The sequence below is a fragment of the Rhodopseudomonas palustris genome, assembly GCF_003031265.1.
GTDB classification, from domain to species: Bacteria; Pseudomonadota; Alphaproteobacteria; order Rhizobiales; family Xanthobacteraceae; genus Rhodopseudomonas; species Rhodopseudomonas palustris_H.
In genome coordinates this window covers 1,531,942-1,556,914 of the sequence record NZ_CP019966.1, presented here as the reverse complement: position 1 = coordinate 1,556,914, position 24,973 = coordinate 1,531,942, and the positions used below count along the sequence as shown (strand labels likewise).

The following is a 24,973-nucleotide window of genomic DNA, read 5'->3' as shown; positions in this document are numbered from 1 at the left end:
CCGGCTGTTACCAGGTGTCGATGCAGGGCCGCTTGCGCTCGCTGCGCTCCGGCGGCGTCGGCACCGAGCGCAGCCCGGCCATGACCCACCGCCGCGTCTCGGCTGGATCGATCACATTATCGATCTCGAACACCGACGCGATCGAGACCGCCTTGCCGTTGGCATACAACTCCGCGACCTTGTTCTTGTAGTAGGCCTCACGCTCCGCCGGATCGGCAATCGCCTCCATCTCCTTGCGGAAGCCGAGGCGTACGTAGCCCTCAAGCCCCATGCCGCCGAATTCGCCAGTCGGCCAGGCGGCGGTGAAGAACGAGGCGTGGAAGCCGCCGCCGATCATCGACTGCGCGCCGAGGCCGTAGCCCTTGCGCAGCACGATGCCGAACAGCGGCACGGAGAGGCTGGCGCCGGTGACGAACATCCGCGCGACGTGGCGAACGATCGCGGTCTTCTCGGCTTCCGGGCCGACCATGAAGCCGGGCGTGTCGCACAGCGACACAATCGGAATGTCGAATGCATCGCAGAGCTGCAGGAAACGCGCCGCCTTGTCGCCGGCATCGGCGTCGATCGCGCCGCCGAGATGCTTCGGATTGTTGGCAATCAGGCCGAACGGTTTGCCTTCAATTCGGATGAAGGCGGTGATCATGCCGACGCCGAAATCGCGGCGCAGCTCAAGCACCGAGTCCTCATCGGCGATCAGATCGATGACGGTGCGGATGTCGTACACCCGCAGCCGGTTCTCGGGGATTGCCCGGCGCAGCAGCCGCTGGTCCGGAGCCTTCCACTCGCTCACCGCGCCCTGGAAGTAGGACAGATATTTCTGCGCGACCCGGGTCGCCTCCTCTTCGTCCTGCACCAGGATGTCGACCACGCCGTTCGGCGACTGGAACGACACCGGCCCGACCTCGGCCGGATGATAGACACCGAGGCCGCCGCCTTCGATCATCGCCGGACCGCCCATGCCGATCGAGGCGTTCTGGGTGGCGATGATGACGTCACAGCAGCCGAGCATCGCGGCGTTGCCGGCGAAGCAATAGCCGGAGACGATACCGACCACCGGTACCAAGCCGGACAGCTTGGCGAACTGCACGAACGACGGACCGTCGAGGCCGGTCATGCCGAGCCGATCGGTGTCGCCCGGACGGCCGCCGCCGCCTTCGGCGTAGAACACCAGGGGCATCCGCCACTGCTCGACCAGCGTCAGCATCCGGTCGATCTTCTTGTGGTTCATGTGGCCTTGGGTGCCGGCCAGCACGGTGTAGTCGTAGGCAATCACCATGCAGCGCGCGGCGTGCTCGCCGAACTGCTTGGCGTTGACGGTGGCGACGCCGGTGACGAGGCCGTCGGCCGGCGTGTTCTTGATCAGGTCGTCGAGCGGACGGCGGCGGCGCTGAGCGGCGATCGCGAGGCTGCCGTATTCCATGAACGAGCCTTCGTCGACGAGCTGCGCGACATTCTCGCGCGCGGTGCGCTGGTTGGTCTTGCGCCGCCGCCCGACCGAGTCGGGGCGGTTCTCGTCGAACGTATTGGCCTGCCGCGCCAGCATCTCGGCGAGGTCCGGCCGGATCGCATCGAGATCGATATCCTCTTCGGCGACGACGTGGTCGCCTTCGACGTCCTGCGGCTCGAAATACAGGATCGGCTCGCCCTGCATCAGCGTCACGCCATCGGTGGCGACGATGCGCCGGATGCGGCCGCCCTGCTCGGCCGCGACCAGATGCTCCATCTTCATCGACTCGATCACCGCGAGCTGCTGCCCCGGCCGGACCACGTCGCCCTCGGCAACCGTGATCGCAACCACGGTGCCCTGCAGCGGCGCGGCGATCGCGACCGCGCCTTCCGGCACCGGCTCGGCGTTAGTCACGGCGCCGCTGCTCTGCTTGTCCAGGCTCTCCGTCGCGATCAGCGGCTGACCAAACTGCTGTGCGGCTTCGACCAGATCGGCGACGTGCCGATCGATGAAGCTGGTGCTGACGCGATTGGCCTTGAAGTCGGCGTGCGCGAGGATCGCCTGCAGCAGCGGAATGTTGGTGGCGACGCCGCCGATGCGGAACTCGCGTAGCGCACGGGACGCCTTGGCGACCGCCTCGGCCCAATCGCCGCGGCCATGCACGATCACCTTGGCGAGCAGCGAGTCGTAAGCCGCGCTGGTGGTGTAGCCGGCGTAGCCGAACGTATCGACGCGAACGCCGGGGCCGGACGGCGGCTCGAAGACCGCCAGCGTGCCGCCAGTCGGCTTGGTCGCGCCCTTGGCGTCCATCGTTTCCATGTTGACGCGGAGCTGGATCGCGAACCCGCGCGGCCGCGGCACCGAGGCCTGATCCAGCCCGAGCGCCGCCAGCATCGCGCCGCCGGCGACGGCGAGCTGCGAGCGCACCAGATCGACCGACAGCACCTCTTCGGTGACGGTGTGTTCGACCTGCAGCCGCGGATTGGCTTCGATGAAAGCAAAAGCGCCGTCGCCCTCGCCGGCTTCGCCGTCGACCAGGAATTCGAAGGTGCCGAGGCTATCGTAGTTCGCCGCTGCCGCGAGGGTCTTGGCCGCCTCGACGATGCGGCTGCGCAGCCCGTCCGGCAGCGACGGGCTCGGGGCGATTTCGATCAGCTTCTGATTGCGCCGCTGGATCGTGCATTCGCGCTCCCACAGCTGACTGACATTGCCATGCCGGTCGCCGATGATCTGCACTTCGATGTGCCGGGCATTGCGGATCAGCCGCTCGGCATAGACACCCTCATAGCCGAACGCCGCCTTGGCTTCGGACTGGCAGCGCGCATAGGCGTCGGCAAGATCCTCAGCGCGCTCGACCACACGCATGCCGCGGCCGCCGCCGCCGGCCATCGCCTTGATCATCACCGCCGGCTTGTCGCCAAGCGAGGCGAAGAACGCCTGCACCTCTTCCAGCGTTGACGGTCCGACCGTGCCGGCGATGATCGGCACGCCGCAGCGTTTCGCCAGCTCTTTGGCGGCGACCTTGTCGCCGAACAGCCGCAGCGCCTCAGGCGACGGACCGACGAAGGTGATGCCCTCTTCGGCGCAGCGCCGCGCCAGGTCCGCGTTCTCGCTGAGGAAGCCGTAGCCGGGATGCAGCGCATCGCAGCCCGCCGCCTTCGCCGCCGCGATCACCGCTTCGATATCGAGATAAGCCCGCGCGCCGCGGCCGGGAATTTGTTCTGCGTGATCGGCGATGCGGACGTGCAGCGACGCCGCATCGTCGGCGGGATGGATCGCCACCGTGGTCAGGCCGGACTCGGCAGCGGCGCGCGCGATACGGATCGCGATCTCGCCGCGGTTGGCGATCAGCAGTTTTCGGAACGGCATTGGGGATTTCCTCGGCAGGTAGCTTTGGGCCGGCAACGCCTGTGCGTCGCCGGCCGTCTCGTTTCACAGCGGCACGTTGGCGTTGAGCTCTTGCTTCTTCACCTTGCCGGTCGCGGTCATCGGCAGCGCGTCGATGATACGGATCTCCGGAACCTTGTAGACCGCCATCCGCTCGGCGCACCAGGCCTGCAGTTCAGCCGGCGTGACGGTGCCTTCGGCCTCCGGCTTGAGTTGGATGAAGGCGACCGGCACCTGGCCCTTGCCGGGATCGTCGCGCCCGACCACGCCCGATCCGAGCACCTTCGGATGCTGACCGAGCAGCGCCTCGATCTCCGGCGGAAACACGCTCATGCCCTTGACCTTGAGCATCTCCTTGCGGCGACCGAGGAAGTGCAGGAAGCCCTGCGGATCGATGGTACCGATGTCGCCGGTGCGCAGCCAGCCGTCGACCAGCGATTGGGCGGTCGCCTCCGGCTTATTCCAGTAGCTCTTGAGCAGCGACGGCGTCCGAACGCGAATTTCGCCTTCGCCGCCGAGCGGCACCAGCTCGCCGGTCTCGAAGTCGGTGATCTTGAACTCCGCACCCGGCACCGGCAGGCCGACGAAGATCGGCTGCGACACGAGATCGAAATCTTCGCCCTGAAAGCCTGCCGTGAAGGTGTTGGAGGTGTGGGTCTCGGTCATGCCCCACGCGGCTTCGGTCAGGATCGTGCCGGTGAGATCCTTCCAGCGCTTGCGATAGGTCGGGTTGAGCTTCTTGACGAACGACACCACCCGCACCTGGCTGAGCGAGGACAGGTCGAACTCCTTGAAGCGCGGATGATCCATCAGCTCGACCGCGCCGTCGACCGGCATGGCGGTGACGTTGATCTTATAGCGCTGGATCGCGGTGAGCACGCCGAGCGCATCCCAGCGCGCGAGCAGCACCAGCGTCGCGCCCGTGAACAGCGGGAAGATCAGGCCGAAGTTTTCACCCGCGATCCAGAACTCGGGGAAGAACGACAGAAACACGCTGTTCTGATCGGCCACCACCGAGATGCCGTGATTGGCGGCCGCCGTGTAGACCATGTCGCGCTGGGTGTGGACGCAGCCCTTCGGCATGCCGGTGGTGCCGCCGGTGTAGTTGAGCGCTGCGACCTCGTCGAGCGCGGCCGGCGGCAACGGCTCCGGCTTGGGCAGCGCGGCGAGCGCCGGCAGCAGGTCGGTCGCGCCTGGCACCGCTACGCGCGGGCCGTTCACCGAGTCCGGCACCGGGATCGTCGGATTGGCCGGAATCACATCGGCAAAGCTGGTGACGATCACTTCGCGCAGCGAGGTCTCGGCGCGCACCTGCTCGACCACGCCGGCGAGCTGGTCGAGCGCCACGATCACTTCGGCGTCGGTGTCGTTGAGCTCGTAGGACAACTCGAAGGCGCGCGACAGCGGGCTGACCGGCACGTGGATCGCGCCGAGCTTGAGGATACCGAAGAACACGATGTGGAACTGCGGGCAGTTCGGCAGGAACACCGCGACGCGGTCGCCCTTCTTCACGCCCTTCTGCATCAGCAGCGCCGCGAAGCGATCGCTCTGCTCGTCGAGATCCGCATAGGTGGTGACGTGACCGTAGAAGATCACCGCCGGCCGCAACGGCGCGGATTTGGCCCAGGCGCGCAGATATTCGCTGAGGGCGACCTCGCCGTGCAGATATTGCGGCTCGCGCGGCGTACCCTTCGGCCACGCCTTGGCCCACAGCTCGCGCAGCTTTGCCAGATAGTCAGCTTCCTTGGCGTCCACGGTCATGTCTCGTCCTTGTTGTTCTTGTTTGATCAGTTGCGCTTCATCGTCGGATCGAGTGCCGCCCGCAAGGACTCGCCGAGCGTGTTGTAGGCGAGCGCCGTGAACAGGATGGCGAGCCCGGGCGGATACATCTGCTCCGGCGCGATCTCCATGTTCTGATAGGCGCGCGCCAGCATCGCGCCCCAGCTCGGATCGGGCGGCTGGATGCCGAGACCAAGAAAGCTGAGGCTGGCCTCGGCGAGCAGCGCGGCGGCGAGCAGCAACGTCACTTGCACGATCACCGGCTGGATCGCGTTCGGCAGCACGTGGCGCCACAGAATGCGCGTGGTCGAACCGCCGAAGCAGCGCGCGGCGTCGACATATAGCTCCTGCCGCACTACCAGCGTGCGGGCGCGCACCAGCCGCGCAAGCTGCGGCGCGAACACGATGCCGACAGAGATCATGCCGTTAGTGAGACCGATGCCGAGCGCGCCGGTAACGGCGATCGCCAACACGATCGCCGGAAACGACAGAAAGCTGTCGATGACGCGGCTGATCATGGTGTCGACCCAGCCGCCGAGATAGCCGGCCAGGATGCCGACCGGCACACCGATCAGCACCGCGATCGCAACCGCCAGGAAGCTTGCATACAGCGACGCCATGCCGCCGTAGATCAGCCGGCTCAGCGTGTCGCGGCCGAGATCGTCGGCGCCGAGCCAGTGCTGCGCCGACATCGGCGCCAGCGCCGCATCGATGTCCTGGGCGACCGGGTTATACGGCGCGATCCACGGCGCCAGCAGCGAGATCACCAGCAGCACCAGCAGAAACGTCAGACTGATCGCGCCGCGCAGATCGGACACGAACCAGCGCAGGAAGCGGCGCATCCGGCGGCGGCGATGCTGATGCGATGGGGCGGTGAGCGAGACCGACGTCATGACGCGATCCTCGGGTCGAGCACGCTGTAGAGAATGTCGGTGAGCAGGTTCAGCGTCACCACGATCAGCACCATGGTGAACACCACTCCCTGCACCACCGGGAAATCGCGGTGCATCGCGGCGTTGACGATCAGCCCGCCCATGCCGGGGATCGCGAACACCGCCTCGACCACCACCGTCGCGGCGAGCATCCGGTTCGCCAGCAGGCTGATGACGGTGAGCAGATTGACGCTGACGTTCTTCAAGCCGTGCCGCCACAAAATCGACGACGGCGGTAGCCCCTTGGCGTGCAGCGTGCGGACCTGCTGCGACGACAGGATTTCCACCAGCGAGGAGCGCAGTTGCCGCGCCACCTCGGCGATGCCGCCGGAGGCCAGTGCGAGCGCCGGCAAAATGGCATGGCTAAGCGCGGCCGCCGGATCCTTCATCAGCGACGCGGCGCCGGTCGCCGGCAACCAATTGAGCTGCAGCGAGAAGAACGCCACCAACAGCATGCCGAGCCAGAAGTTCGGCACGGCAACGCCGAGCGAGGCGATCGCCATCACGATGCCGTCGATCCACGACCCCGGCTTTGCCGCCGCCGCGATGCCGAGCGGCACGCCGATCACCAACGCGGTGAGAAGCGCGAGTGCCACGATCAGCAGCGTGTGCGGCAGGCAGCGCTCGATCGACGTCAGCACCGCCTCGCTCGACACCAGCGAGGTCGACAGATCGCCCTGCACGGCCTTCCACAGCCAAGCGCCGTATTGCACCAGGAACGGCTGGTTCAAGCCATACAGTTCGCGGATCTCGGCGATGCGCTGCTCGGACGCGTTGTCGCCCGCCAGCGTCACCGCGACGTCGCCGGGCACCAGCTTGAGCAGCCCGAACACGATGAAGGTGGACAGCACCACCACCGGCACCGCGTGCAACAGGCGGCGGCCGATGATGCGCAGACGCATGGCGTTCAACATGACCAAACCCATTTGGCAGAACGGCGCCGCGAGCAGTCGCGGCGCCGTTTGATCAGGCGAGCGAGATGTTCTCGAACTTCGGCTTGCCGAGCAGGTTCGGCTGGAAGTCCTTGACCTTCGCCGACAGCGCGTCGAGCTCGTATTGGAACGCCAGCGGCGCCGACAGCGCCTGCTCCACGGTGAAGCGCTGGATCTTGGCGAACACCGCGGCGCGCTCGTTGAGATCCTGGCTGGCGCGGCTTTCCTGAATCAGCTTCGACAGCTCAGGATCGGCGGTGCGGCCGGCGTTGTAGTACGCGCCCTTATCGAAGCCGAGCCCGTAGGTCATGCTCGGATCTGGGCGACCGGTCCACGCCGACACCAGCATGTCGAACTTCTTCTCCTGGGCGAAGAACTGCGCGCTGATTTCGGCGATGGTGCCACGGGTGAACTTCAGCTTGATACCGACCTTGCCGAGCTGATCCTGAATCACTTCACCGCGCCGCACCGAGTCCTGATCGGTGTAGCCGCCGATGGTCATCTCCAGCCCGTCCTTGTAGCCGGCCTCGGCGAGCAGCTTCTTCGCCTTCTCCGGATCGTACGGATAGGTGCCGGCAACGTCCTTGGCATAGGCCCAGTGCGAGCTCGGCAACGTCATCCGCGCCGGCTCGCCGAGGCCGCTCAGCGCCGCCTTGACGAAGGTGTCGCGATCCAGCGCATAGTTGATTGCCTGCCGGACCTTGACGTTGTCGAGCGGCGCACGGGCGTAGTTGAAATACACCTGGATGCAATACAGCGTCGGCGACGACACCAGCTTGAGGTCCTTGGCGCGTTCGATCACCGGCTTCAGCCGCGCCGGCAGCTGGAACGCCATGTCGTTCTGGCCGGCGACCACCGAGCGTAGCGCCGTGGCATTCTCCGGGATGATGTTGAACTCGATGCCGTCGAGGAACGGCCGGCCCTTGCGCCAGTAGTTTTCGTTGCGCGCGACGACGACGATCTCATTGTCGTTCCAACGCACGAACTTCCACGGGCCGGCGCCGACCGGCTTGCGGTCGGTGTCGTTGCCGAGCGCCTTGATGTTGGTCGGCGACACCATCATGCCGGCGCGATCCGACAGGATCGCCGGGAGCGCGGTGTCGGGATTCTTCAGCTTCAGCGTGACCTGCAGCGGGCCGGTGACTTCGACGCTGTCGACGCTGGACAGGTCCGGCTTGACGTTGGAGCGCTGGTCGGAGCGATTGCGATCGAGGTTGAACTTCACCGCCTCGGCGTCGAGCGGCGTGCCGTCGTGGAATTTGATGCCTTCGGAGATGTCCAGCACCATGACCTTCGGATCGGGATACGACCACTTCGCCAGCCCCGGCTTCGGCTTCAGCGTGTCGTAGTCCCATTCCACCAGGGTGTCGTAGATCGTCCACAGGATGCTGTGATCGGAGCCGGCGCCGCCGGTCGCCGGATCGAGCGACGACGGATTGGCAGGCGCAGCGACCTTCAGGATGCCGCCGGTCTTGGCGGCGAGCGCCTGCCCCGGCAGTCCGAGCACGCCGGTCGCAGCCGCGCCGCCGAGCAGCGCCAGAACCTCGCGACGGCGCAGCGTGCGTTCACCGAAATCGATCACGCGCATGTTGGTCCTCCCATGATTGTTGTGTTTTGTGCTTGTCGTTGATCGGGCGGCGGACCGTCGGCGGTCGCGAAATGGCAAGCGACGCGATGCCCCGGCCTCACCTCGCGCCACGCCGGCATCTCATCCGCGCAGCGCGGCTGCACCGACGGGCAGCGGGTACGAAACCGGCAGCCGGACGGCGGCGCGACCGGACTCGGAATCTCGCCTTCGAGAATGATGCGGCGATCGACCCGCAGGTGCGACGGCAGCGGAATCGGCTCGGCGGAGAGCAGCGCGCGCGTATAGGGATGCAGCGGATGCTCGATCACGTCTTCGGCGGGGCCGAGCTCCATCAGCTTGCCCAGATAGGTGACGGCGATCCGATCCGAGATGTGCGACACCACCGAGATGTCGTGGGTAATGAACACGTAGGTGAGGCCGAACTCGCGCTGCAGGTCGGCAAACAGGTTGAGCACGTCGCCGCGGATCGAGACGTCGAGCGCCGCCACCACCTCGTCGCAGACGATCACCTTGGGGCGCAGCGTCAGCACCCGCGCGATGTTGACGCGCTGTTTCTGTCCGCCAGAGAGCTGGTGCGGATATCGATCGGCGGCTTCCGGAGACAGGCCGACGCGCTCCAGCGCCGCGATGCCGCGGCGGCGGCGTGACGCCGCATCGCCCTCGCCGACGATCTCCAGCGGCTCCATTACGCTGTCGATGATCGTCATCCGCGGGTTGAGCGCCGCATTGGGATCCTGAAACACGATCTGATAATCGCGGCGATGCTTGCGGAACGCCCTGGCGCCGAGCGCGGCGGGATCGACGCCCTGATGCAGGATCTGCCCCTCGGTCGGCTTCAGCAGCGACACGAGAGCACGGCCGAGCGTCGTCTTGCCCGACCCGGATTCGCCGATAATGCCGAAGGTCTCGCCGGTGCGAACCTCGAAATCCATGCCATCGACCGCCTTGACGGTGTCGTGGCCGTCGCGCGTCGGAAACAGGATGCGCAGATCGCGCACCGCGATGACATTGCTCGGAGACGCGGACACTGGCTCGGTCAATTCACTGCTCCCGGCAACGCCAGTTCGGTCGCTCGCCAGCAGCGGGCATCATGGCCGGCATCGACCGCGACCATCGCCTGCTCGCGCTCGCAGCCAGCCGCCGCATGCGCACAGCGCGCGCGGAACCGGCAGCCGGCCGGCATCGCATTCGGCGACGGCACCCGGCCGGGAATCGAGGACAGCACGCCGCGGCGGGCGCTGAGCCCAGGCAGCGAACGCAGCAAGCCCGAGGTGTAAGGATGGCGAGGCCGCATCAGCACGTCGTCGACCGGCGCGTCTTCGACGACTTCCCCGGCATACATCGTGATCATCCGCGTGCAGGTTTCGGCGACGACGCCGAGATCATGGGTGATGAAGATCAGTGCGGTGCCGGTACGCTCACTCAGCGACCGCAACAGGTCGGTGATCTGCGCCTGCACGGTGACATCAAGCGCCGTCGTAGGCTCATCGGCGATCAGAAGCTTCGGCTTGCAGATCAGCGCCATCGCGATCATCACGCGCTGCCGCATGCCGCCGGAGAGCTGATGCGGATACTCGTCGCAGCGCCGCTCCGGCGCCGGAATGCCGACTTCGCGCAGTGCCTCGATGGCGCGGTCGCGCCCCTCGGCGCGGCTCACCGGAAAATGCACCCGATAGGCCTCGCTGATCTGATCGCCGACGGTGAACACCGGATCGAGCGCGCTCATCGGCTCCTGGAAGATCATCGCGATATCGCGGCCGCGCACCGCCCGCATTCGCCGCGGCGACAGCTTCAGCAGATCGACGCCGTCGAACACGATCTCGCCGCGTACCTGCGCGTTGTGCGCCGGCAGCAATCGCAGCAGCGACAGCCCGGTCACCGTCTTGCCGCAACCGCTCTCACCGACCAGTCCGACGCGCTCGCCGGGCGCGATCGAGAAGCCGACGTTGCGCGTGATCGGCAGCGAGCCGCCGGCGGTCGCGAACGACAGCGACAGATCGCGCACCGAAAGCAGCGGCGCTCCGGCATTGCCAGGCACGGCTGCACGATCCAGCGCAATGGTTTGACTGGCCGACATCACGACACGTCAGCTCACAAGGCCGCAAGCAGCTACAGCAATAGCCGAAGCGATTTGCTTGAACTCGGAGGCGTGCTGCGGCGCTGCGGATAGTAAGCGCACCTTCGCCCCGACATTTCGGGTGCGGGTTCGCATCTGCGCGAACGTCATCGCCATCTACCTCCCTTGATCCGCAGCGTGCGCATGCGGTCCGTCGCCTGTCCGGCTTTGGCGCCGGTATCTGTCCGGCGACGGCGAGGCCATCAAAGGGCACCGGTTGTCGATTGTCAACAATCGACTGTCACGCTACGAATGAGAACCAGCACGCGAACCGCCGCGGGGAGCCGAGGAGACAACATGGCAGCGACAACCTATCGCAGGGCCGCTGGCGACGATGAGGCCGCACCGGTGGGGCGGTTCTCTCTGCGCACGCTGCCGGATCAGATCGCCGAGGAGCTTGGCGCCGACATCGTGTCCGGGCGTCGTAAGGCGGGCGAACGTCTGGTCGAGCTCGACCTCGCGCGTGACTTCGGCGTCAGCCGTGGCCCGATCCGCGAAGCGATCCGCATTCTCGAACGACGCCGTCTGGTCGAGCTCAATCCGCGCCGCGGCGCTTACGTCAAACCGCTGTCGCTGAAATCCGTCGCCGATCTGTTCAACGTCCGTACCGCGCTGTCGATGCTGGCGGTGCGAACGATGGCCACCTCGCCGATCGAGAGCTTCGTTGATACTTTGGCGCGGCGTGTTGATGAGCTGAATGCAGGCGTCGAGATCGACGATCCGCTCAGCTTCGCCCGCACCACGACGCGCGCGGTGCGCACCATCGCGCGCGGCTCCGGCAACGAACTGCTGGTCGAACTCCTCGCCGACCTCGCCAACCAGACGGTGTGGACGACGATCTGGAAATCACCGCTCGACTATCAGACCCGCAAGATCCGCCGGCAGAGTGCCGACCTGATGGCCTCGACGCTGCGGGCGATCCGTCAGCGCCGCCCGAATGCGGCCGAGACGCACTATCGCGAGCTGCTCGAGGGCGACCGCGACCGGGCGCTTGCGACGCTATCGCGGATGCGCGGCGAAGCGATCGACTTCAGCGGGATTGCGGCTGCCGAGAGCGCCGGTATTGCAGAACGTTCGGCCCGCTCTTCGGGACGTCCAGTCGCTCAGCCCTGACGGCAGCCCATCTGTACGCCAAATGACGCTTCGCAAAGCTGGCAGCGTCGTCACCGACAGCCACATAACGCCTTGAATTTACTCATTAATAGCTACTATTTCTAATTGACGGACAGATCCGTTAGCGACACATTTGGCGGGTTCCACCAAGGAGCCAGCTACCGCAACTGTTTCGGTTTGCGGTGCCCTGCTGCCAGACGGCCGAGGCCCCTGCCTCCCATAAACGCCAGCGCGAATCCCTCTCTGACGCCGCCCCGGCAGCGTTTGACCTGCCTATGCACAAGGAATCTTTCATGGCCCACACCCCTGCGGAGCTCGAAGCGCTGCTGATGCAGCGATCGATGTCCGATCCCGAGCTTCTGGCCGCCACCGAAGCTGCCGCGGATTATCGGATCCTGCCCGACGCCACCGTGATCAAGATCGGCGGCCAAAGCGTGATCGACCGCGGCCGTGCTGCGGTCTATCCGCTGGTCGAGGAGATCGTCTCGGCGCGCAAGGACCACAAGCTGCTGATCGGCACCGGCGCCGGCACGCGCGCGCGGCACCTGTATTCGATCGCGGCGGGCCTGAACCTGCCGGCCGGCGTGCTGTCACAGCTCGGCGCTTCGGTCGCCAGCCAGAACGCCGAAATGCTCGGGCAACTGCTCGCCAAGCACGGCATCTCGTCGGTCGGCGATGCCGGGCTGTCGGCGGTGCCGCTGTATCTCAAGGAAGTAAATGCCGTCGTGTTCTCGGGCATGCCGCCCTACGGCCTGTGGATGCGCCCCTCCGCCGACGGCGTGATTCCGCCGTATCGCACCGACGCCGGCTGTTACCTGATGGCCGAGCAGTTCGGCTGCAAGGCGATGATCTACGTGAAGGACGAGAACGGCCTTTACACCGAGAACCCGAAGACCTCGAAGAACGCCACCTTCATTCCGAAGATCTCGGTCGACGAGATGAAGGCCAAGGGTCTGCACGATTCGATCCTCGAATTCCCCGTGCTCGACCTGCTGAAGTCCGCACGCCACGTGCGCGAGGTTCAGGTCGTCAACGGCCTGGTGCCGGGCAATCTGACGCGCGCGCTCGCCGGCGAGCACGTCGGCACCATCATCACCGCGAACTGAGGATCGACCATGGCTGATACCAACCACATCAAGCACGTCGCCTCGCCGCTCGCGCGCCAGACGCTGCTCGACAGCAATCTCACCCGCCCGGTCGCCGGCAAGAAGCCGATCCGCATCCTGCCCTGGCTGCAGGTCGTGAAGATCGGCGGTCGCTCGATCATGGACCGCGGCGCCGAAGCGATCCTGCCGATCGTCGACGAACTGCGCGCGCTGCTGCCCGAGCATCGCCTGCTGATCCTGACCGGCGCCGGCGTCCGCGCCCGGCATCTCTACAGCGTCGCGCTCGATCTCGGCCTGCCGGTCGGTTCGCTCGCGCCGCTGGCGGCCAGCGAGGCCGGACAGAATGGCCACATCCTTGCGACCATGCTGGCGCCGGAAGGCGTATCCTACGTCGAGAAGCCGACGGTGGCGAACCAGCTCGCGATCCATCTCAGCGCGGCGCGTGCGGTGGTGGCGAGCGCCTTCCCGCCCTACCACAACCACGAATTCCCCGGCGCGCGCCTGCCGCCGCATCGCTGCGACGTCGGCGCCTTCCTGCTGGCGGATGCGCTCGGTGCCGCCGGCCTGACCATCGTCGAGGACGTCGACGGCATTTACAGCGCCGATCCGAACGCACCCGGCGGCGACAAGGCCAAGCTGATCGCCGAGACCAGCTATGCCGATCTCGCTAAGCACGACGGAACCCTGCCGCTCGACCGCGCGCTGTTCGACGTGATGGCCAATGCGCGCCACATCGAGCGGGTGCAGGTCGTCAACGGCCTGAAGCCCGGCAAGCTCACCGCGGCGCTGCGCGGCCAGCATGTCGGCACCTTGATCAGGACCGGCGCGCAGCCGGCCTGACCGTTGCGACACGGAGGCGCGCAGCTTTTGATGCAGCACGCTTCCATCTCTCGCCGCTTTTGCTATCCTGATGACGGTGCCGCGCCGTAAGCGCCCACCGTCGTCAGGAACGAGGGTTCCAACCATCTGCAACTCGACCGCATTTTCTGCGGGTCGAAGGTTGGAGCCTGCATGATGTCGATCGCACGCGCCCGGCGGGCCGCGATCATTTTGATCCTTCTCGGAATTTCCACCATCACGGCCGGCGCCGCGGAGCCGAGCGGCTGCGCGGCGTTCAAATGGCCGATCGATCAGGAGCGCGCCAGCCTGACCGCGCCCGACAAAACGCAACTCACGTCCGGTCAGACATTAGACGCGCTGCCGACGCGCGCGATCGTGCTGGCGTTGAAGCCGGCGGCCGAAGCTTCTCTGCCGAAGCCGCCCGAACGCGGCTCGGCGCCGGAGCGTTTCGCCGGCTTCATCCGCATCAAGCAGGTCGGCAAGGCCGGCCCCTATACGGTGGCGCTGCCGGCGGCCGCGTGGATCGACGCCGTGCAAGCGGACCGCACACTGAAGCCCAGCGGCTTTAGCGGCGCCGCCGATTGCGAGGGCGTGCGCAAGTTGGTGCGCTACGAGTTCGGCGCAGGCGAGTTGCTGCTGCAACTCAGCGGCGTCAGTTCCGAAACGATCGCTCTGGCGATCCTGCCGGTGGAGTGAGCGATGCCGATGGCCCAAAACCAACGCCGCGTCCCCGCCGATCCGGTGCAGCCCGAGCGCGCAAAGCGCCTGACGACGCTCGACCTCGGCAACGAGCCCGAAGGCTTCGTCGACGAATTCACACACTGCTTCACCGGCGAATGCCGGGTGAACGTGTTGCAAATCCTGTTTCGTATCAATCAGGTGCTGACGCAGAACGCCGACCTCGCGACGCTGGTGTCGATCATTCTCGACGGCATGCGCCAGCAGATGCGGATGCAGCGCGGCGTGATGATGCTGTACGACCGCCACTCCGACGCGATCTTCATCCACGACAGTTTCGGACTGACCGAGGAAGAGCGCGGCCGCGGCATCTATGCGCCAGGCGAAGGCATCACCGGCAAGGTGGTCGAGACCGGCAAGCCCATCATCATCCCGCGCGTGATCGACAGCCCCGATTTCCTCGATCGCACCCGCGCCCACAACAAGGGCCGCAAGCAGGACAAGCTGGCGTTCTTCTGCGTGCCGATCGTACTCGCCCAAAAGGTGGTCGGCACCATCTGCGCCGAGCGAGTCTATATGAATCAGCGGCTTCTGAAGCAGGACGCTGAACTGCTGGCGATGGTCGCCTCTCTGATCGCGCCGGCGGTCGAGCTGTATCTGATCGAAAATGTCGACAAGGTGCGGCTGGAGACCGAGAACCGGCGCCTGAAAAGCGAGCTGAAGCAGCGCTTCCGTCCGGCCAACATCATCGGCAATTCCAAACCGATGCAGGAAGTTTACGCTATGGTGCACAAGGTGGCCTCGACCAAGGCCACCGTGCTGCTGCTGGGCGAAAGCGGCGTCGGCAAGGAGCTGGTGGCGAGCGCCCTGCATTACAACAGCCCGGTCTGCGACGGTCCCTTCATCAAGGCGAACTGCGCGGCGCTGCCGGAGGCGCTCGCCGAAAGCGAACTGTTCGGCCACGAGCGCGGCGCCTTCACCAGTGCAGTGGCGACTCACAAGGGCTATTTCGAACAAGCCTCGGGCGGCACGATTTTTCTCGACGAAGTCGGCGAACTCAGCCTGCCGACGCAGGCCAAGCTGCTGCGCGTGCTGCAGGAACGGACGTTCGAGCGGGTCGGCGGCGCCAAGCCGGTCAAGGTCGACGTCCGCATCATCGCCGCCACCAATCGGAACCTCGCCGAGATGGTCGCTGAGGGCACTTTCCGCGAGGACCTGTTCTATCGCCTCAACGTATTTCCGATCACGATCCCGCCGCTGCGCGACCGCGGCTCCGACGTGATCACCCTCGCGGACCACTTCGTCACCACCTATTCGGCCGAAATCGGCAAGCCGATCAAACGGATCTCCACGCCTGCGATCAACATGCTGATGAGCTATCACTGGCCCGGCAACGTGCGCGAGCTTGAGAACGTGATCGAACGCTCGGTGATCCTGGCCGAGGAAGGCGTTATCCACGGCTACGACCTGCCGCCGTCGCTGCAGACGCCGACCGAGACCGGCACCGGCTTCAGCGGCACGCTGGAAGACCGCGTCACCGCAGTCGAATACGAGATGATCGTCGAGGCGCTGAAAGCCTCCAACGGCAATGTCGGCCAGGCCGCCACCGCGCTCGGCCTGACGCGGCGAATGCTCGGCCTGCGGATGGACCGGCACGGCCTCACCTACAAGACGTTCCGAACCGCAGGGCTGCGACCAAGGAACTGATGGCCTCTCACCCTACGCGTTGAAGACTCTGACGGCGGCTCTCACGAGCCGCCGTTTTGCGTTGGTGAGGGGGTCCCGCGCAATCCACCGCCGGGTAACTCTTGTCCCTGAAATCTACGCTTGACGTAACTTTTGCCGCGCCCGGCACAAAGGAGCAGGAAGTTACCCCGTGCGTCACGCCTCTATCGGAATTTACGCATCCAGAACATTCCCGCAGCAAGCGCGCGACGCGACCAGAGATCGATCCTTCTCCTCCACTCACCGGCTCGCCGCCGCCGCGGCCGAAGTACCGGATTCTACGGCGCTCGCTACGGTCCGTCATCGCGCCGCGACCTCACGTCATCGTCGACGCATGCGAACGCTTAGCATCCTTCTCGCTCGGGTCTCACGCGCTTTTGCCACTTCGCGTACTTCCGATTCAGCACTGCGCGATGCGCACGCGTTGGCACGTCCGTTGCTCTTAAGGATGGCGAGGCGATGGATCACTCATCGTCCCGTCAATTCATCGCAGGAGCTTCGGACCATGACCCGCAAGGTGGCGATCTACGGCAAGGGTGGCATCGGCAAATCGACGACCACTCAGAACACGGCGGCGGCGCTCGCTTACTATCACGACAAGAACATCTTCATTCACGGTTGCGACCCCAAGGCGGACTCGACCCGCCTGATCCTCGGCGGCAAGCCGCAGGACACCGTGATGGACACGCTGCGCACGCTCGGCGCCGAGAAGGTGACGCTGAACAACGTCGTGAAGAGCGGCTTCAAGGACATCCGCTGCGTCGAATCCGGCGGTCCCGAGCCGGGCGTCGGCTGTGCCGGCCGCGGCGTCATCACAGCAATCGACCTGATGGAAGCTAACAAGGCCTACACCGACGATCTCGACTTCATCTTTTTCGACGTGCTGGGCGACGTGGTGTGCGGCGGCTTCGCGATGCCGATCCGCGACGGCAAGGCGCAGGAAGTCTACGTCGTCGCCTCGGGCGAGATGATGGCGATCTACGCCGCCAACAACATCTGCAAGGGCCTCGTCAAATACGCCAAGCAGAGCGGCGTGCGGCTCGGCGGCATCATCTGTAACAGCCGCAAGGTCGACGGCGAGCGCGAATTCCTCGAGGAGTTCACCGCGGCGATCGGCACCAAGATGATCCACTTCGTGCCGCGCGACAACATCGTGCAGAAGGCCGAGTTCAACAAGAAGACCGTCACCGAGTTCGATCCCGCCGCCGATCAGGCGCTCGAATACAAGCAGCTCGGCGCCGCCATCATCGACAACAAGGACTTCGTGATCCCGAAGCCGCTGACGATGGATGAACTCGAAAAGATGGTCGTGAAATACGGCCTGATGGACTGACCTGCGCACCCGCGCCTGACGGCGTACTTCCCGCACGAGGACAACAAGATGCCATATCACGAGTTCGACTGTTCGAAATGTCTCCCCGAACGTCAGAAGCACGCCGTCACCAAGGGCGCGGGCGACAATCTGGCGACCGCACTGCCGCTCGGCTATCTCAACACCATCCCGGGATCGATCTCCGAGCGCGGCTGTGCCTATTGCGGCGCTAAGCACGTGATCGGCACGCCGATGAAGGACGTGATTCACATGAGTCACGGCCCCGTCGGCTGCACCTACGACACCTGGCAGACCAAGCGCTACATCTCCGACAACAACAACTTCCAGCTCAAATACACTTTCGCCACCGACGTCCGCGAGAAGCACATCGTGTTCGGTGCTGAGGGCCTTTTGAAGCAGAACATCATCGAGGCGTTCAAGGCCTGCCCCGACATCAAGCGGATGACGATCTACCAGACCTGCGCCACCGCGCTGATCGGCGACGACATCAACGCGGTCGCCGCCGAGGTGATGGAGGAGATGCCGGACGTCGACATCTTCACCTGCAACTCGCCCGGCTTCGGCGGCCCGAGCCAGTCCGGCGGCCACCACAAGATCAACATCGCCTGGATCAACGACAAGGTCGGCACCGTCGAGCCGGAGATCACTTCGGATTACGTCATCAACTATGTCGGCGAATACAACATCCAGGGCGACCAGGAGGTGATGCTCGACTATTTCACCCGGATGGGCATCCAGGTGTTGTCGACGTTCACCGGCAACGGCACCTATGACGGCCTGCGGGCGATGCACCGCGCGCATCTCAACGTGCTCGAATGCGCCCGCTCCGCCGAGTACATCTGCAACGAGCTGCGCGTCCGCTACGGCATTCCGCGGCTCGACATCGACGGCTTCGGATTCGAGCCGCTGTCGCAGTCGCTGCGCAAGATCGGCATGTTCTTCGGCATCGAAGACCGCGCCGAAGCGATCATCGCCGAAGAGACCGCGCGCTGGAAGCCGGAACTCGACTGGTACAAGGAACGGCTGAAGGGCAAGAAGGTCTGCCTGTGGCCGGGCGGCTCCAAGCTGTGGCACTGGGCCCACGCCATCGAAGAGGAGATGGGCGTCAAGGTCGTCTCGGTCTACACCAAGTTCGGTCACCAGGGCGACATGGAGAAGGGCATCGCGCGCTGCGGCGAGGATGCGCTGGCGATCGACGATCCCAACGAACTCGAAGGCCTCGAGGCGCTGGAGAAGCTGCAGCCGGACATCATCTTCACCGGCAAGCGCCCCGGCGAAGTCGCCAAGAAGGTCCGCGTCCCCTACCTCAACGCCCACGCCTATCACAACGGCCCGTACAAGGGCTTCGAAGGCTGGGTGCGGTTCGCCCGCGACATCTACAACGGCATCTACTCGCCGATGCACCAGCTCTCCGGGCTCGACATCAGCAAGGACGAGATCCCGGCCGATCGCGGCTTCGTCACGCAGCGGATGCTGTCGGACGCCAAGCTGCCGGAGGAGATCGCCAAGTCGGAGACTCTGCGGCGCTACACCGGCAAGGACGACATCATCTCCGACCTGCGCAAGAAGAACGCGCCCTACTTCACCCCGATCGTCAAAGCCGAAGCGGCCGAGTGAGACGAGAGCCCCATGACCAAGATCACCTACAAAGTCGCCTCGGAACATCCGTTCCCCGCCGACGCCGCCGCAGCGGCCGCCTCGCTCGCGGCCTATGAAGCTCTCGACGACGTCACCAAGGCCCGCGTCGACCAGATGGTCGACTGGATCATGAAGAACTGCCTCTGGCAGTTTCACTCGCGGGCCTGGGACCGCAAACGGCAGAACGAGGGCATCCTCGGTATCGCCGCCAAGCTGCTCGCCGGCGAGCCATTCACGCCGGAGACGCCGGAAGACCGCTGCTACTGGGTCGATTCGGTGACGCTGCAGCGCGCCTATCAGGCCACCTGTCCGTGGCTCGCCACGATGTCCAAGGACGACATCAAGGCGCTGATGAAAGAGCTGCACGCCCGCGTCGACTATCTCACCGTCACCGGCTCGCTCAACGAAGAGCTCACCGACCAGCACTACTGATTGGATCCCGCCATGAACTGTCAATTCAAGCCGAAGGACCGGATCGGCACCATCAATCCGATCTTCACCTGCCAGCCGGCCGGCGCGCAATACGCGTCGATCGGCATCAAGGACTGCATCGGCATCGTCCACGGCGGCCAGGGCTGCGTGATGTTCGTCCGCCTGCTGATCTCCCAGCACCTGAAGGAGAGCTTCGAAATCGCCTCCTCGTCGGTGCACGAGGACGGCGCGGTGTTCGGCGCGCTGGACCGCGTCGAGGAAGCGGTCGACGTGCTGCTGATGCGCTATCCCCACGTCAAGGTGGTGCCGATCATCACCACTTGCTCGACCGAGGTGATCGGCGACGACGTCGACGGCGTCGTCACCAAGCTCCAGGAAGAGCTGCTCGACGTGAAATATCCAGATCGCGAGGTCCATCTGATCCCGATCCACTGCCCGAGCTTCGTCGGCAGCATGGTGACCGGCTACGACGTCGCGGTGCGCGACTTCGTCAAGCACTTCTCCAAGAAGGACAAGCCGAGCCTGAAGATCAATTTGATCACCGGCTGGGTCAATCCGGGCGACGTCAAGGAGCTCAAGCATCTCTTGGCCGAGATGCAGGTCGAGGCCAACGTGCTGTTCGAAATCGAGAGCTTCGATAGTCCGCTGATGCCGGACAAGAGCGCGGTATCGCACGGCTCGACCACGATTGCGGACCTGACCGCGACCGCGGACGCGCAAGGCACCATCGCGCTCAATCGTTACGAAGGCGGCCTCGCCGCCACCTGGCTGCAGACCCGCTGGGACGTGCCGGCGGTGATCGGCCCGACTCCGATCGGGATCCGCAACACCGACACCTTCCTGCGCAACGTCAAGGAGATGACCGGCAAGCCGATCCCGGAATCGCTGGTCAAGGAACGCGGCATCGCGCTCGACGCCATCACCGACCTCGCCCACATGTTCCTGGCCGATAAGAAGGTGGCGATCTACGGCAATCCGGATCTGGTGCTCGGCCTCGCCGAATACTGCCTCGACCTCGAAATGAAGCCGGTACTGCTGCTGCTCGGCGACGAGCATGCCGGCTACGCCACCGACCCGCGGATCGCGGCGCTCAAGGACAACGTCGACTATCCGATGGAGATCATCACCAACGCCGACCTGTTCGAACTCGAAGACCGGATCAAGAACGGGCTCGAACTCGACCTGATCCTCGGCCATTCCAAGGGGCGGTTCGTCGCGATCGACTACAACATCCCGATGCTGCGGGTCGGCTTCCCGACCTATGACCGCGCCGGCCTGTATCGCTACCCCGTCGTCGGCTACGCCGGCGCGACCTGGCTCGCTGAACAGATGGCCAACACGCTGTTCAACGACATGGAGGTCAAGAAGAACCGCGAATGGATCCTGAACGTGTGGTGATCACGGTCATGATCTGGTCCGGCGACGGTTTGCCATGTCCGTCGCCGGACTCTTCTTTCTCCTGACGGCCGCGAGACAACCGATGAAGATCGCAGCTTACGTCAACGCCGAGGGCGAAGTCGCCAAGGTCTCGGACAAGGGCGTGATCTTGCTGTTCGAGCAGCAGGGCGAAGTCTGGAAGGTCCGCAAGACGATCCGCTTCGCGGTGCGGCCGGACGATGGGCTGGCCGAGATTCACGCATCGCTCGCCGCGATGGTCCCCGAGCTGGAAGATTGCCGGCTGTTTCTCTCCAGGAGCGTGCGCGGCGTCGTCAATTCGCTGCTGCAGGAGCTGGGCGTGCAGACCTGGCAGTCGCACGGCCCGCTGTTCACCCAGCTCGAGACCATCGCCCGCAAAGAGAACGAGCGCGCGCAGCAGAGTGTGAAGGCCGCCAGAGCCGAGCGGCGCTCACGCCGACGGCGCCATCACCAGGACGGCGCAGGCAATGATCTCGACGACATCAAGCCAGTGCTGGTCGGCGATGACGACAGCGGTCACTTCCGGCTCGATCTGGTGCGGCTGCTGCAGGACGATCCCGGGCTGAATTCCTGGGACATTCTGATCCCGTTCCTCACCGGCACGCCATTCCGTCAGCTCGATCTCGTCTGCGACCACATTCCGCGCTGGTTCTCCCGTGCCATGCGCGCGCTCAACATGGATGCCGAGATCATGGAGCTGCCAGGCCTCGGCGTCGCCGCCACCATCACCCCGAAACAACAGGCTGAGGCGACATGACCCCGACGATCACCACGCCGCTCCCGACCGCGCCGCGCGCCAAGCCGGCCCGCCGTCCGACCACGCTGCTGTTCGCCTATGGGGCGACGCTGAACCCCGAGCACATCATGGTGCGGCTGTGCCAGCCGAAGATCCGCGCGATCGCCCGGCTGCCCGACTACCGGCTCGGCTTCCACGGCCATTCGGAGATCTGGGACAGCGGCCTCGAAACCCTGGTGGATGAGCCCGGCGCGGAGGTGTGGGGCGTGCTCTATGAGCTGTCAGCCACCGAGCTCGACCGCTTCGATGCTTGGCAGGGCGTCAAGCTCGACGGCGGCGGATCGTATTTCCACTACCCGGTCGAAGTGATCGATGAACACGGCCAGACGCTCGACGCGCTGTTTCACCGCAAGACTGAAATGGGGCCGCAACAGCCGGCAAGCCGCGACTATCTCGACTTCATTCTCGCCGGCGCACGCGCCCGAGGCCTGCCGCCGCATGCAATCGCAGCGCTCGAAGCCTGCCCTGCGGTGCAGCCGCGCTATCCGGTTCCGAAGATGAACACCGACATCAAGGCACTCGCCTCGAAGCTGTCCTGCGCCTGCTGACAATGCGATCCAGCGGTCCCGGCCAAGCCGGAGCACCGCGCCATTAGGAGACTTGGAATGACCGACCCCGCCTCCGACCTGTTGTCCCGACCGATGCGGCGGCGAAGCCGCGAAATCACCGACCGCGCCGAGATCGATGCCATCCTGGCGAGCGACAAGGTGCTGCATCTGGCGCTGGCGCGGGACAACGTGCCGTTTCTCGTGCCGGTGTTCTACGGCTTCGACGGCAAGGCGCTGTATGTCCATTCCGCCAGCGCCGGCACCAAGATCGAGATCCTCAAGACCAACAACCGCGTCTGCTTCGAAGTGACGACCGAGAACGGCGTTGTGACCGCCGAGGCGGCCTGTGATTTCGAAGCCAAGCACCGTACCGTGATCGGCTTCGGCCGCGCCAGCTTCGTCGACGACGTCACCGAGAAGACCCGGGCGCTCGACCTGATCGTCAGCCGCTTCACCGACCGCAAGTTCGACTACCCGGCGGAAAAGCTCGGCATCACCAAGGTGATCCGGATCGACATCGACAGCATCAAGGGCAAAGCCTACGGCTTCGGCGAGCCCCGTCCCGAGCAGCCCGGCGAGACGGATTAGCGGGGCCCGCTCCCCACGCCGTCATTCCGGGGCGCGGCCGAAAGGCCGCGAACCCGGAATCCCGAGGTGCTCGAAAGCCCGCTGGTGCCTCGAACGACAAGATTCCGGGTTCGCTCGCTGACGCGAGCGCCCCGGAATGACGCGTTGAAAGGCCTTCGGCGAACCGCTGCGATATCCTGGACAACGTCCCTCAAAACCACCCGTGATACGCGCGCACCTTGTAGTTGCCCCCGATCACCAGGAACTCGCCTTCATAGCCGAGCACCTGGCGCTGCAGAAGGCCGGGAAAGAACAGCAGCTTCACCGTCGGCACCTCGGTCTCCAGCACCCAGTCGCCGAACTCCTCGGCGCGTTCTTTGGAGTCGCTGAACGACACCAGATTGTTCAGCCGAACCGTGCATAGCCGCTGCCTTGCATCGCCCTCGACCAGCTGCTGCTCGACATCATTGGTGCCGCGCCACAACCGCACGAAACGCGGGCCCGGTGTCTTGAAGCGGCGGATGCTCCATTGGCAGTACTCGTAGAGCAAATCGAATTGCTGGAAGATGCAGTTGTTGTGAAAGCGGACGTCGGTCTTCTCCTGCAGATAGGTCGCCCACGCCGCCGACGGAAATAGTCCGAGCCGCTGCTTGTGAAAGGTCGGCACCAGACCGAACCGGCTCTCGACCCAGCCCTTCAGTACCGCCGCCTTCGGGCAATCGGACTCGACGCCCCAGCCGCGTAGCAGATCGAGATAGCTGGTCGGATGCCGCGCTGAGCCGGGCTGCTGCGCTCCCGGCGCGAGGCCGAACTCAAGCTCCATGTAGTGCTCAAACACTTCGGCGGCCGTCGCCGGATACTCGCAAGCCGCCAATAGGCGGAACAGGCCGGGATGGGTCTCACGCGTGCCATGGATGGTGATCCGCCGCAGGCAGCGATTGAACGCCGTCGAGCCGATCAGCCCGACCGGCACGCCCACCATATTGGTGCAGTACCAACGTTCAGGATCCTCGCTCACCGGAGGAGAAGGGATAGGTTCGTCCATGCGGGGCTGCGAGACCGGAGTGCCGACGCTGCATTTGATCGGGACATCGGTCCCTCATCAAGCCCACCTGTCGGAGGGGGGCTGCGGCTCTGATCACGAGTGACTCGCAACTTATCCTGAATGATACCTCTTCAAGCGAGCCATCATTTCCGTACTCAACAGAGAGTCGCGAACAGAGTGCCTGTTTCGAGCCGGTTCGCGGGTGCGTGCGCCGCAGCAGAAAGTTCTCTTCATCGGATCGCGCAAACCGCGGCGTTTTCTCATTCGCGCGATCCCGCGCCAAATCGATCTTATTTTTCGGCGCACGTTGACTTCACACCGGCGTTTGGCAGAGTTGGCTCGTCCGACGTTCTTCGTGAGCTCGGATCGCGGGATTTGACGGAGCAGCTTGCGCCGCGGGTTTAATCGCTAAAGCGCCACGACACGGCTCGTGGGCTCCTTTGTTGACGGAGATCGGCTCATGAACGCCAACATCTCGGCCATTGGTAACTTAACTGCACCGCAATTCGGTTCTCCGCTTGCGCTCATCACGGCCGTCTCGGCCTTGCGCGGCGTGATCTCGTCGGGACGCGCACTCTCCCGTTCCGGCCTCTGTTGTAGCTGTCGAATGAATCTCGGCTGACGCCGACACCGTTTCGACACCACCGACATCATCAGAGATTCAGAAGGCGCTGGCTTTGCCAGTGGGAGAGTCATGTCCGACGCTTACGTTATCGAAGTTCAAGCCCGCACCGCCGGCATCGTCGTCCGGGACGGACGCAAGTTCTGCTTCTTCGCCGCGCATCACGACTTCAACAGTCTGGAGCGCCGGTCGTTCGGTTCGCTGGTCGCCGCCCAGAAGGCCGCGACCCGCTGCTGGAAGGAAGGCCGTCCGCGGCTGCAATAGCCCGGAGCGGCGGCGTTTCTCACCCCTATCCAGAACGGGCCGCCAAAGCCGCTTTCGCGACGTGATCGTCGCGGAGGCGCGGCTGGCACCATGAGCCGCGCCCACGACACGAATCTTCTGCGGCAGCGCAGGATCGGGAAATGCCGATCTCGCTCCGCTGCGGATTTCG

General features: G+C 65.1%; 22 protein-coding genes and 1 pseudogene. 14 read left to right on the top strand and 9 right to left on the bottom strand.

Annotated elements, in window-relative coordinates; all coding sequences use genetic code 11:
• Positions 1–7 precede the first annotated feature (7 nt).
• The 8 genes and pseudogenes from RPPS3_RS07255 to RPPS3_RS24885 form a co-directional block, all read right to left on the bottom strand.
• Entirely contained in the window at positions 8–3,316 is a 3,309-nt protein-coding gene (locus tag RPPS3_RS07255) for an acetyl-CoA carboxylase family protein (protein WP_107343483.1), read from the bottom strand.
• 63 nt (positions 3,317–3,379) lie between these two features.
• The gene (locus RPPS3_RS07250; RefSeq protein WP_107343482.1) at positions 3,380–5,095 is read right to left on the bottom strand and encodes an AMP-binding protein; all 1,716 of its coding nucleotides are present in this window, start codon (positions 5,093–5,095) and stop codon (positions 3,380–3,382) included.
• A 26-nt stretch (positions 5,096–5,121) separates the two neighbouring features.
• Positions 5,122–6,006, bottom strand: coding sequence for an ABC transporter permease (locus RPPS3_RS07245; RefSeq protein ID WP_107343481.1), 885 nt, complete (start codon positions 6,004–6,006; stop codon positions 5,122–5,124).
• Positions 6,003–6,959, bottom strand: a complete 957-nt coding sequence (locus tag RPPS3_RS07240) for an ABC transporter permease (RefSeq protein ID WP_107346482.1) — start codon at positions 6,957–6,959, stop codon at positions 6,003–6,005. Before RPPS3_RS07240 ends, RPPS3_RS07245 begins: the two co-directional genes overlap by 4 nt.
• Before the next feature lie 52 nt (positions 6,960–7,011).
• The gene (locus RPPS3_RS07235) at positions 7,012–8,565 is read right to left on the bottom strand and encodes an ABC transporter substrate-binding protein (protein ID WP_107343480.1); all 1,554 of its coding nucleotides are present in this window, start codon (positions 8,563–8,565) and stop codon (positions 7,012–7,014) included.
• Positions 8,556–9,605, bottom strand: a complete 1,050-nt coding sequence (locus tag RPPS3_RS07230; protein WP_107343479.1) for an ABC transporter ATP-binding protein — start codon at positions 9,603–9,605, stop codon at positions 8,556–8,558. Before RPPS3_RS07230 ends, RPPS3_RS07235 begins: the two co-directional genes overlap by 10 nt.
• The gene (locus RPPS3_RS24890; RefSeq protein ID WP_413776053.1) at positions 9,602–9,907 is read right to left on the bottom strand and encodes an oligopeptide/dipeptide ABC transporter ATP-binding protein; all 306 of its coding nucleotides are present in this window, start codon (positions 9,905–9,907) and stop codon (positions 9,602–9,604) included. The genes RPPS3_RS07230 and RPPS3_RS24890 overlap by 4 nt, the downstream gene beginning before the upstream one ends.
• Positions 9,908–9,946: 39 nt before the next feature.
• Positions 9,947–10,510: pseudogene (locus RPPS3_RS24885) on the bottom strand (ABC transporter ATP-binding protein); the annotation flags it as partial.
• Between the two features lie 468 nt (positions 10,511–10,978).
• Between RPPS3_RS24885 and RPPS3_RS07220 the strand changes: the two are divergent.
• The 12 genes from RPPS3_RS07220 to RPPS3_RS07165 all read left to right on the top strand — a co-directional run bounded on the left by RPPS3_RS07220 (position 10,979) and on the right by RPPS3_RS07165 (position 22,894).
• Positions 10,979–11,794, top strand: a complete 816-nt coding sequence (locus RPPS3_RS07220) for a GntR family transcriptional regulator (RefSeq protein WP_107343477.1) — start codon at positions 10,979–10,981, stop codon at positions 11,792–11,794.
• Positions 11,795–12,087: 293 nt separating this feature from the next.
• Positions 12,088–12,900: a uridine kinase gene (locus RPPS3_RS07215; protein WP_107346481.1), complete on the top strand. Its 813-nt coding sequence runs from the start codon at positions 12,088–12,090 to the stop codon at positions 12,898–12,900.
• 9 nt (positions 12,901–12,909) lie between these two features.
• Complete coding sequence (locus tag RPPS3_RS07210) at positions 12,910–13,740, top strand: molybdenum storage protein subunit alpha (protein WP_107343476.1); 831 nt, start codon at positions 12,910–12,912, stop codon at positions 13,738–13,740.
• Positions 13,741–13,914: 174 nt separating this feature from the next.
• Positions 13,915–14,436, top strand: a complete 522-nt coding sequence (locus RPPS3_RS07205; RefSeq protein ID WP_349626925.1) for a hypothetical protein — start codon at positions 13,915–13,917, stop codon at positions 14,434–14,436.
• 3 nt (positions 14,437–14,439) lie between these two features.
• A complete protein-coding gene (locus RPPS3_RS07200) occupies positions 14,440–16,125 on the top strand; it encodes a sigma-54 interaction domain-containing protein (RefSeq protein ID WP_415193329.1) in 1,686 nt (561 codons plus the stop codon).
• Between the two features lie 523 nt (positions 16,126–16,648).
• Positions 16,649–17,476 (top strand): nitrogenase iron protein, encoded by an 828-nt coding sequence (gene nifH / locus RPPS3_RS07195; protein WP_107343474.1) that lies wholly within the window; start codon positions 16,649–16,651, stop codon positions 17,474–17,476.
• Between the two features lie 48 nt (positions 17,477–17,524).
• Positions 17,525–19,093 (top strand): nitrogenase iron-iron protein, alpha chain, encoded by a 1,569-nt coding sequence (anfD, locus tag RPPS3_RS07190; protein ID WP_011157000.1) that lies wholly within the window; start codon positions 17,525–17,527, stop codon positions 19,091–19,093.
• Between the two features lie 12 nt (positions 19,094–19,105).
• The gene (anfG, locus tag RPPS3_RS07185; RefSeq protein ID WP_107343473.1) at positions 19,106–19,546 is read left to right on the top strand and encodes a Fe-only nitrogenase subunit delta; all 441 of its coding nucleotides are present in this window, start codon (positions 19,106–19,108) and stop codon (positions 19,544–19,546) included.
• A 12-nt stretch (positions 19,547–19,558) separates the two neighbouring features.
• Positions 19,559–20,944, top strand: coding sequence for a Fe-only nitrogenase subunit beta (gene anfK, locus RPPS3_RS07180; RefSeq protein ID WP_107343472.1), 1,386 nt, complete (start codon positions 19,559–19,561; stop codon positions 20,942–20,944).
• An 82-nt stretch (positions 20,945–21,026) separates the two neighbouring features.
• Positions 21,027–21,719 carry a Fe-only nitrogenase accessory protein AnfO gene (anfO, locus tag RPPS3_RS07175; RefSeq protein ID WP_107346479.1) on the top strand — a complete coding sequence of 231 codons (693 nt, stop codon included), beginning with the start codon at positions 21,027–21,029 and terminating at the stop codon, positions 21,717–21,719.
• Positions 21,716–22,306 (top strand): gamma-glutamylcyclotransferase family protein, encoded by a 591-nt coding sequence (locus RPPS3_RS07170; protein WP_107343471.1) that lies wholly within the window; start codon positions 21,716–21,718, stop codon positions 22,304–22,306. The genes anfO and RPPS3_RS07170 overlap by 4 nt, the downstream gene beginning before the upstream one ends.
• Positions 22,307–22,363: 57 nt before the next feature.
• Positions 22,364–22,894 carry a pyridoxamine 5'-phosphate oxidase family protein gene (locus RPPS3_RS07165; RefSeq protein WP_107343470.1) on the top strand — a complete coding sequence of 177 codons (531 nt, stop codon included), beginning with the start codon at positions 22,364–22,366 and terminating at the stop codon, positions 22,892–22,894.
• A gap of 190 nt (positions 22,895–23,084) precedes the next feature.
• On the opposite strand, the gene RPPS3_RS07160 is transcribed toward RPPS3_RS07165, so the two are convergent.
• Complete coding sequence (locus tag RPPS3_RS07160) at positions 23,085–23,918, bottom strand: NAD(+)--dinitrogen-reductase ADP-D-ribosyltransferase (RefSeq protein WP_107343469.1); 834 nt, start codon at positions 23,916–23,918, stop codon at positions 23,085–23,087.
• Between the two features lie 460 nt (positions 23,919–24,378).
• On the opposite strand from RPPS3_RS07160, the gene RPPS3_RS24450 reads away from it, so the two are divergent.
• Entirely contained in the window at positions 24,379–24,540 is a 162-nt protein-coding gene (locus RPPS3_RS24450; protein ID WP_159060654.1) for a hypothetical protein, read from the top strand.
• A 72-nt stretch (positions 24,541–24,612) separates the two neighbouring features.
• The gene (locus tag RPPS3_RS07155) at positions 24,613–24,804 is read left to right on the top strand and encodes a hypothetical protein (protein ID WP_012495068.1); all 192 of its coding nucleotides are present in this window, start codon (positions 24,613–24,615) and stop codon (positions 24,802–24,804) included.
• The last annotated feature ends 169 nt before the right edge of the window (positions 24,805–24,973 follow it).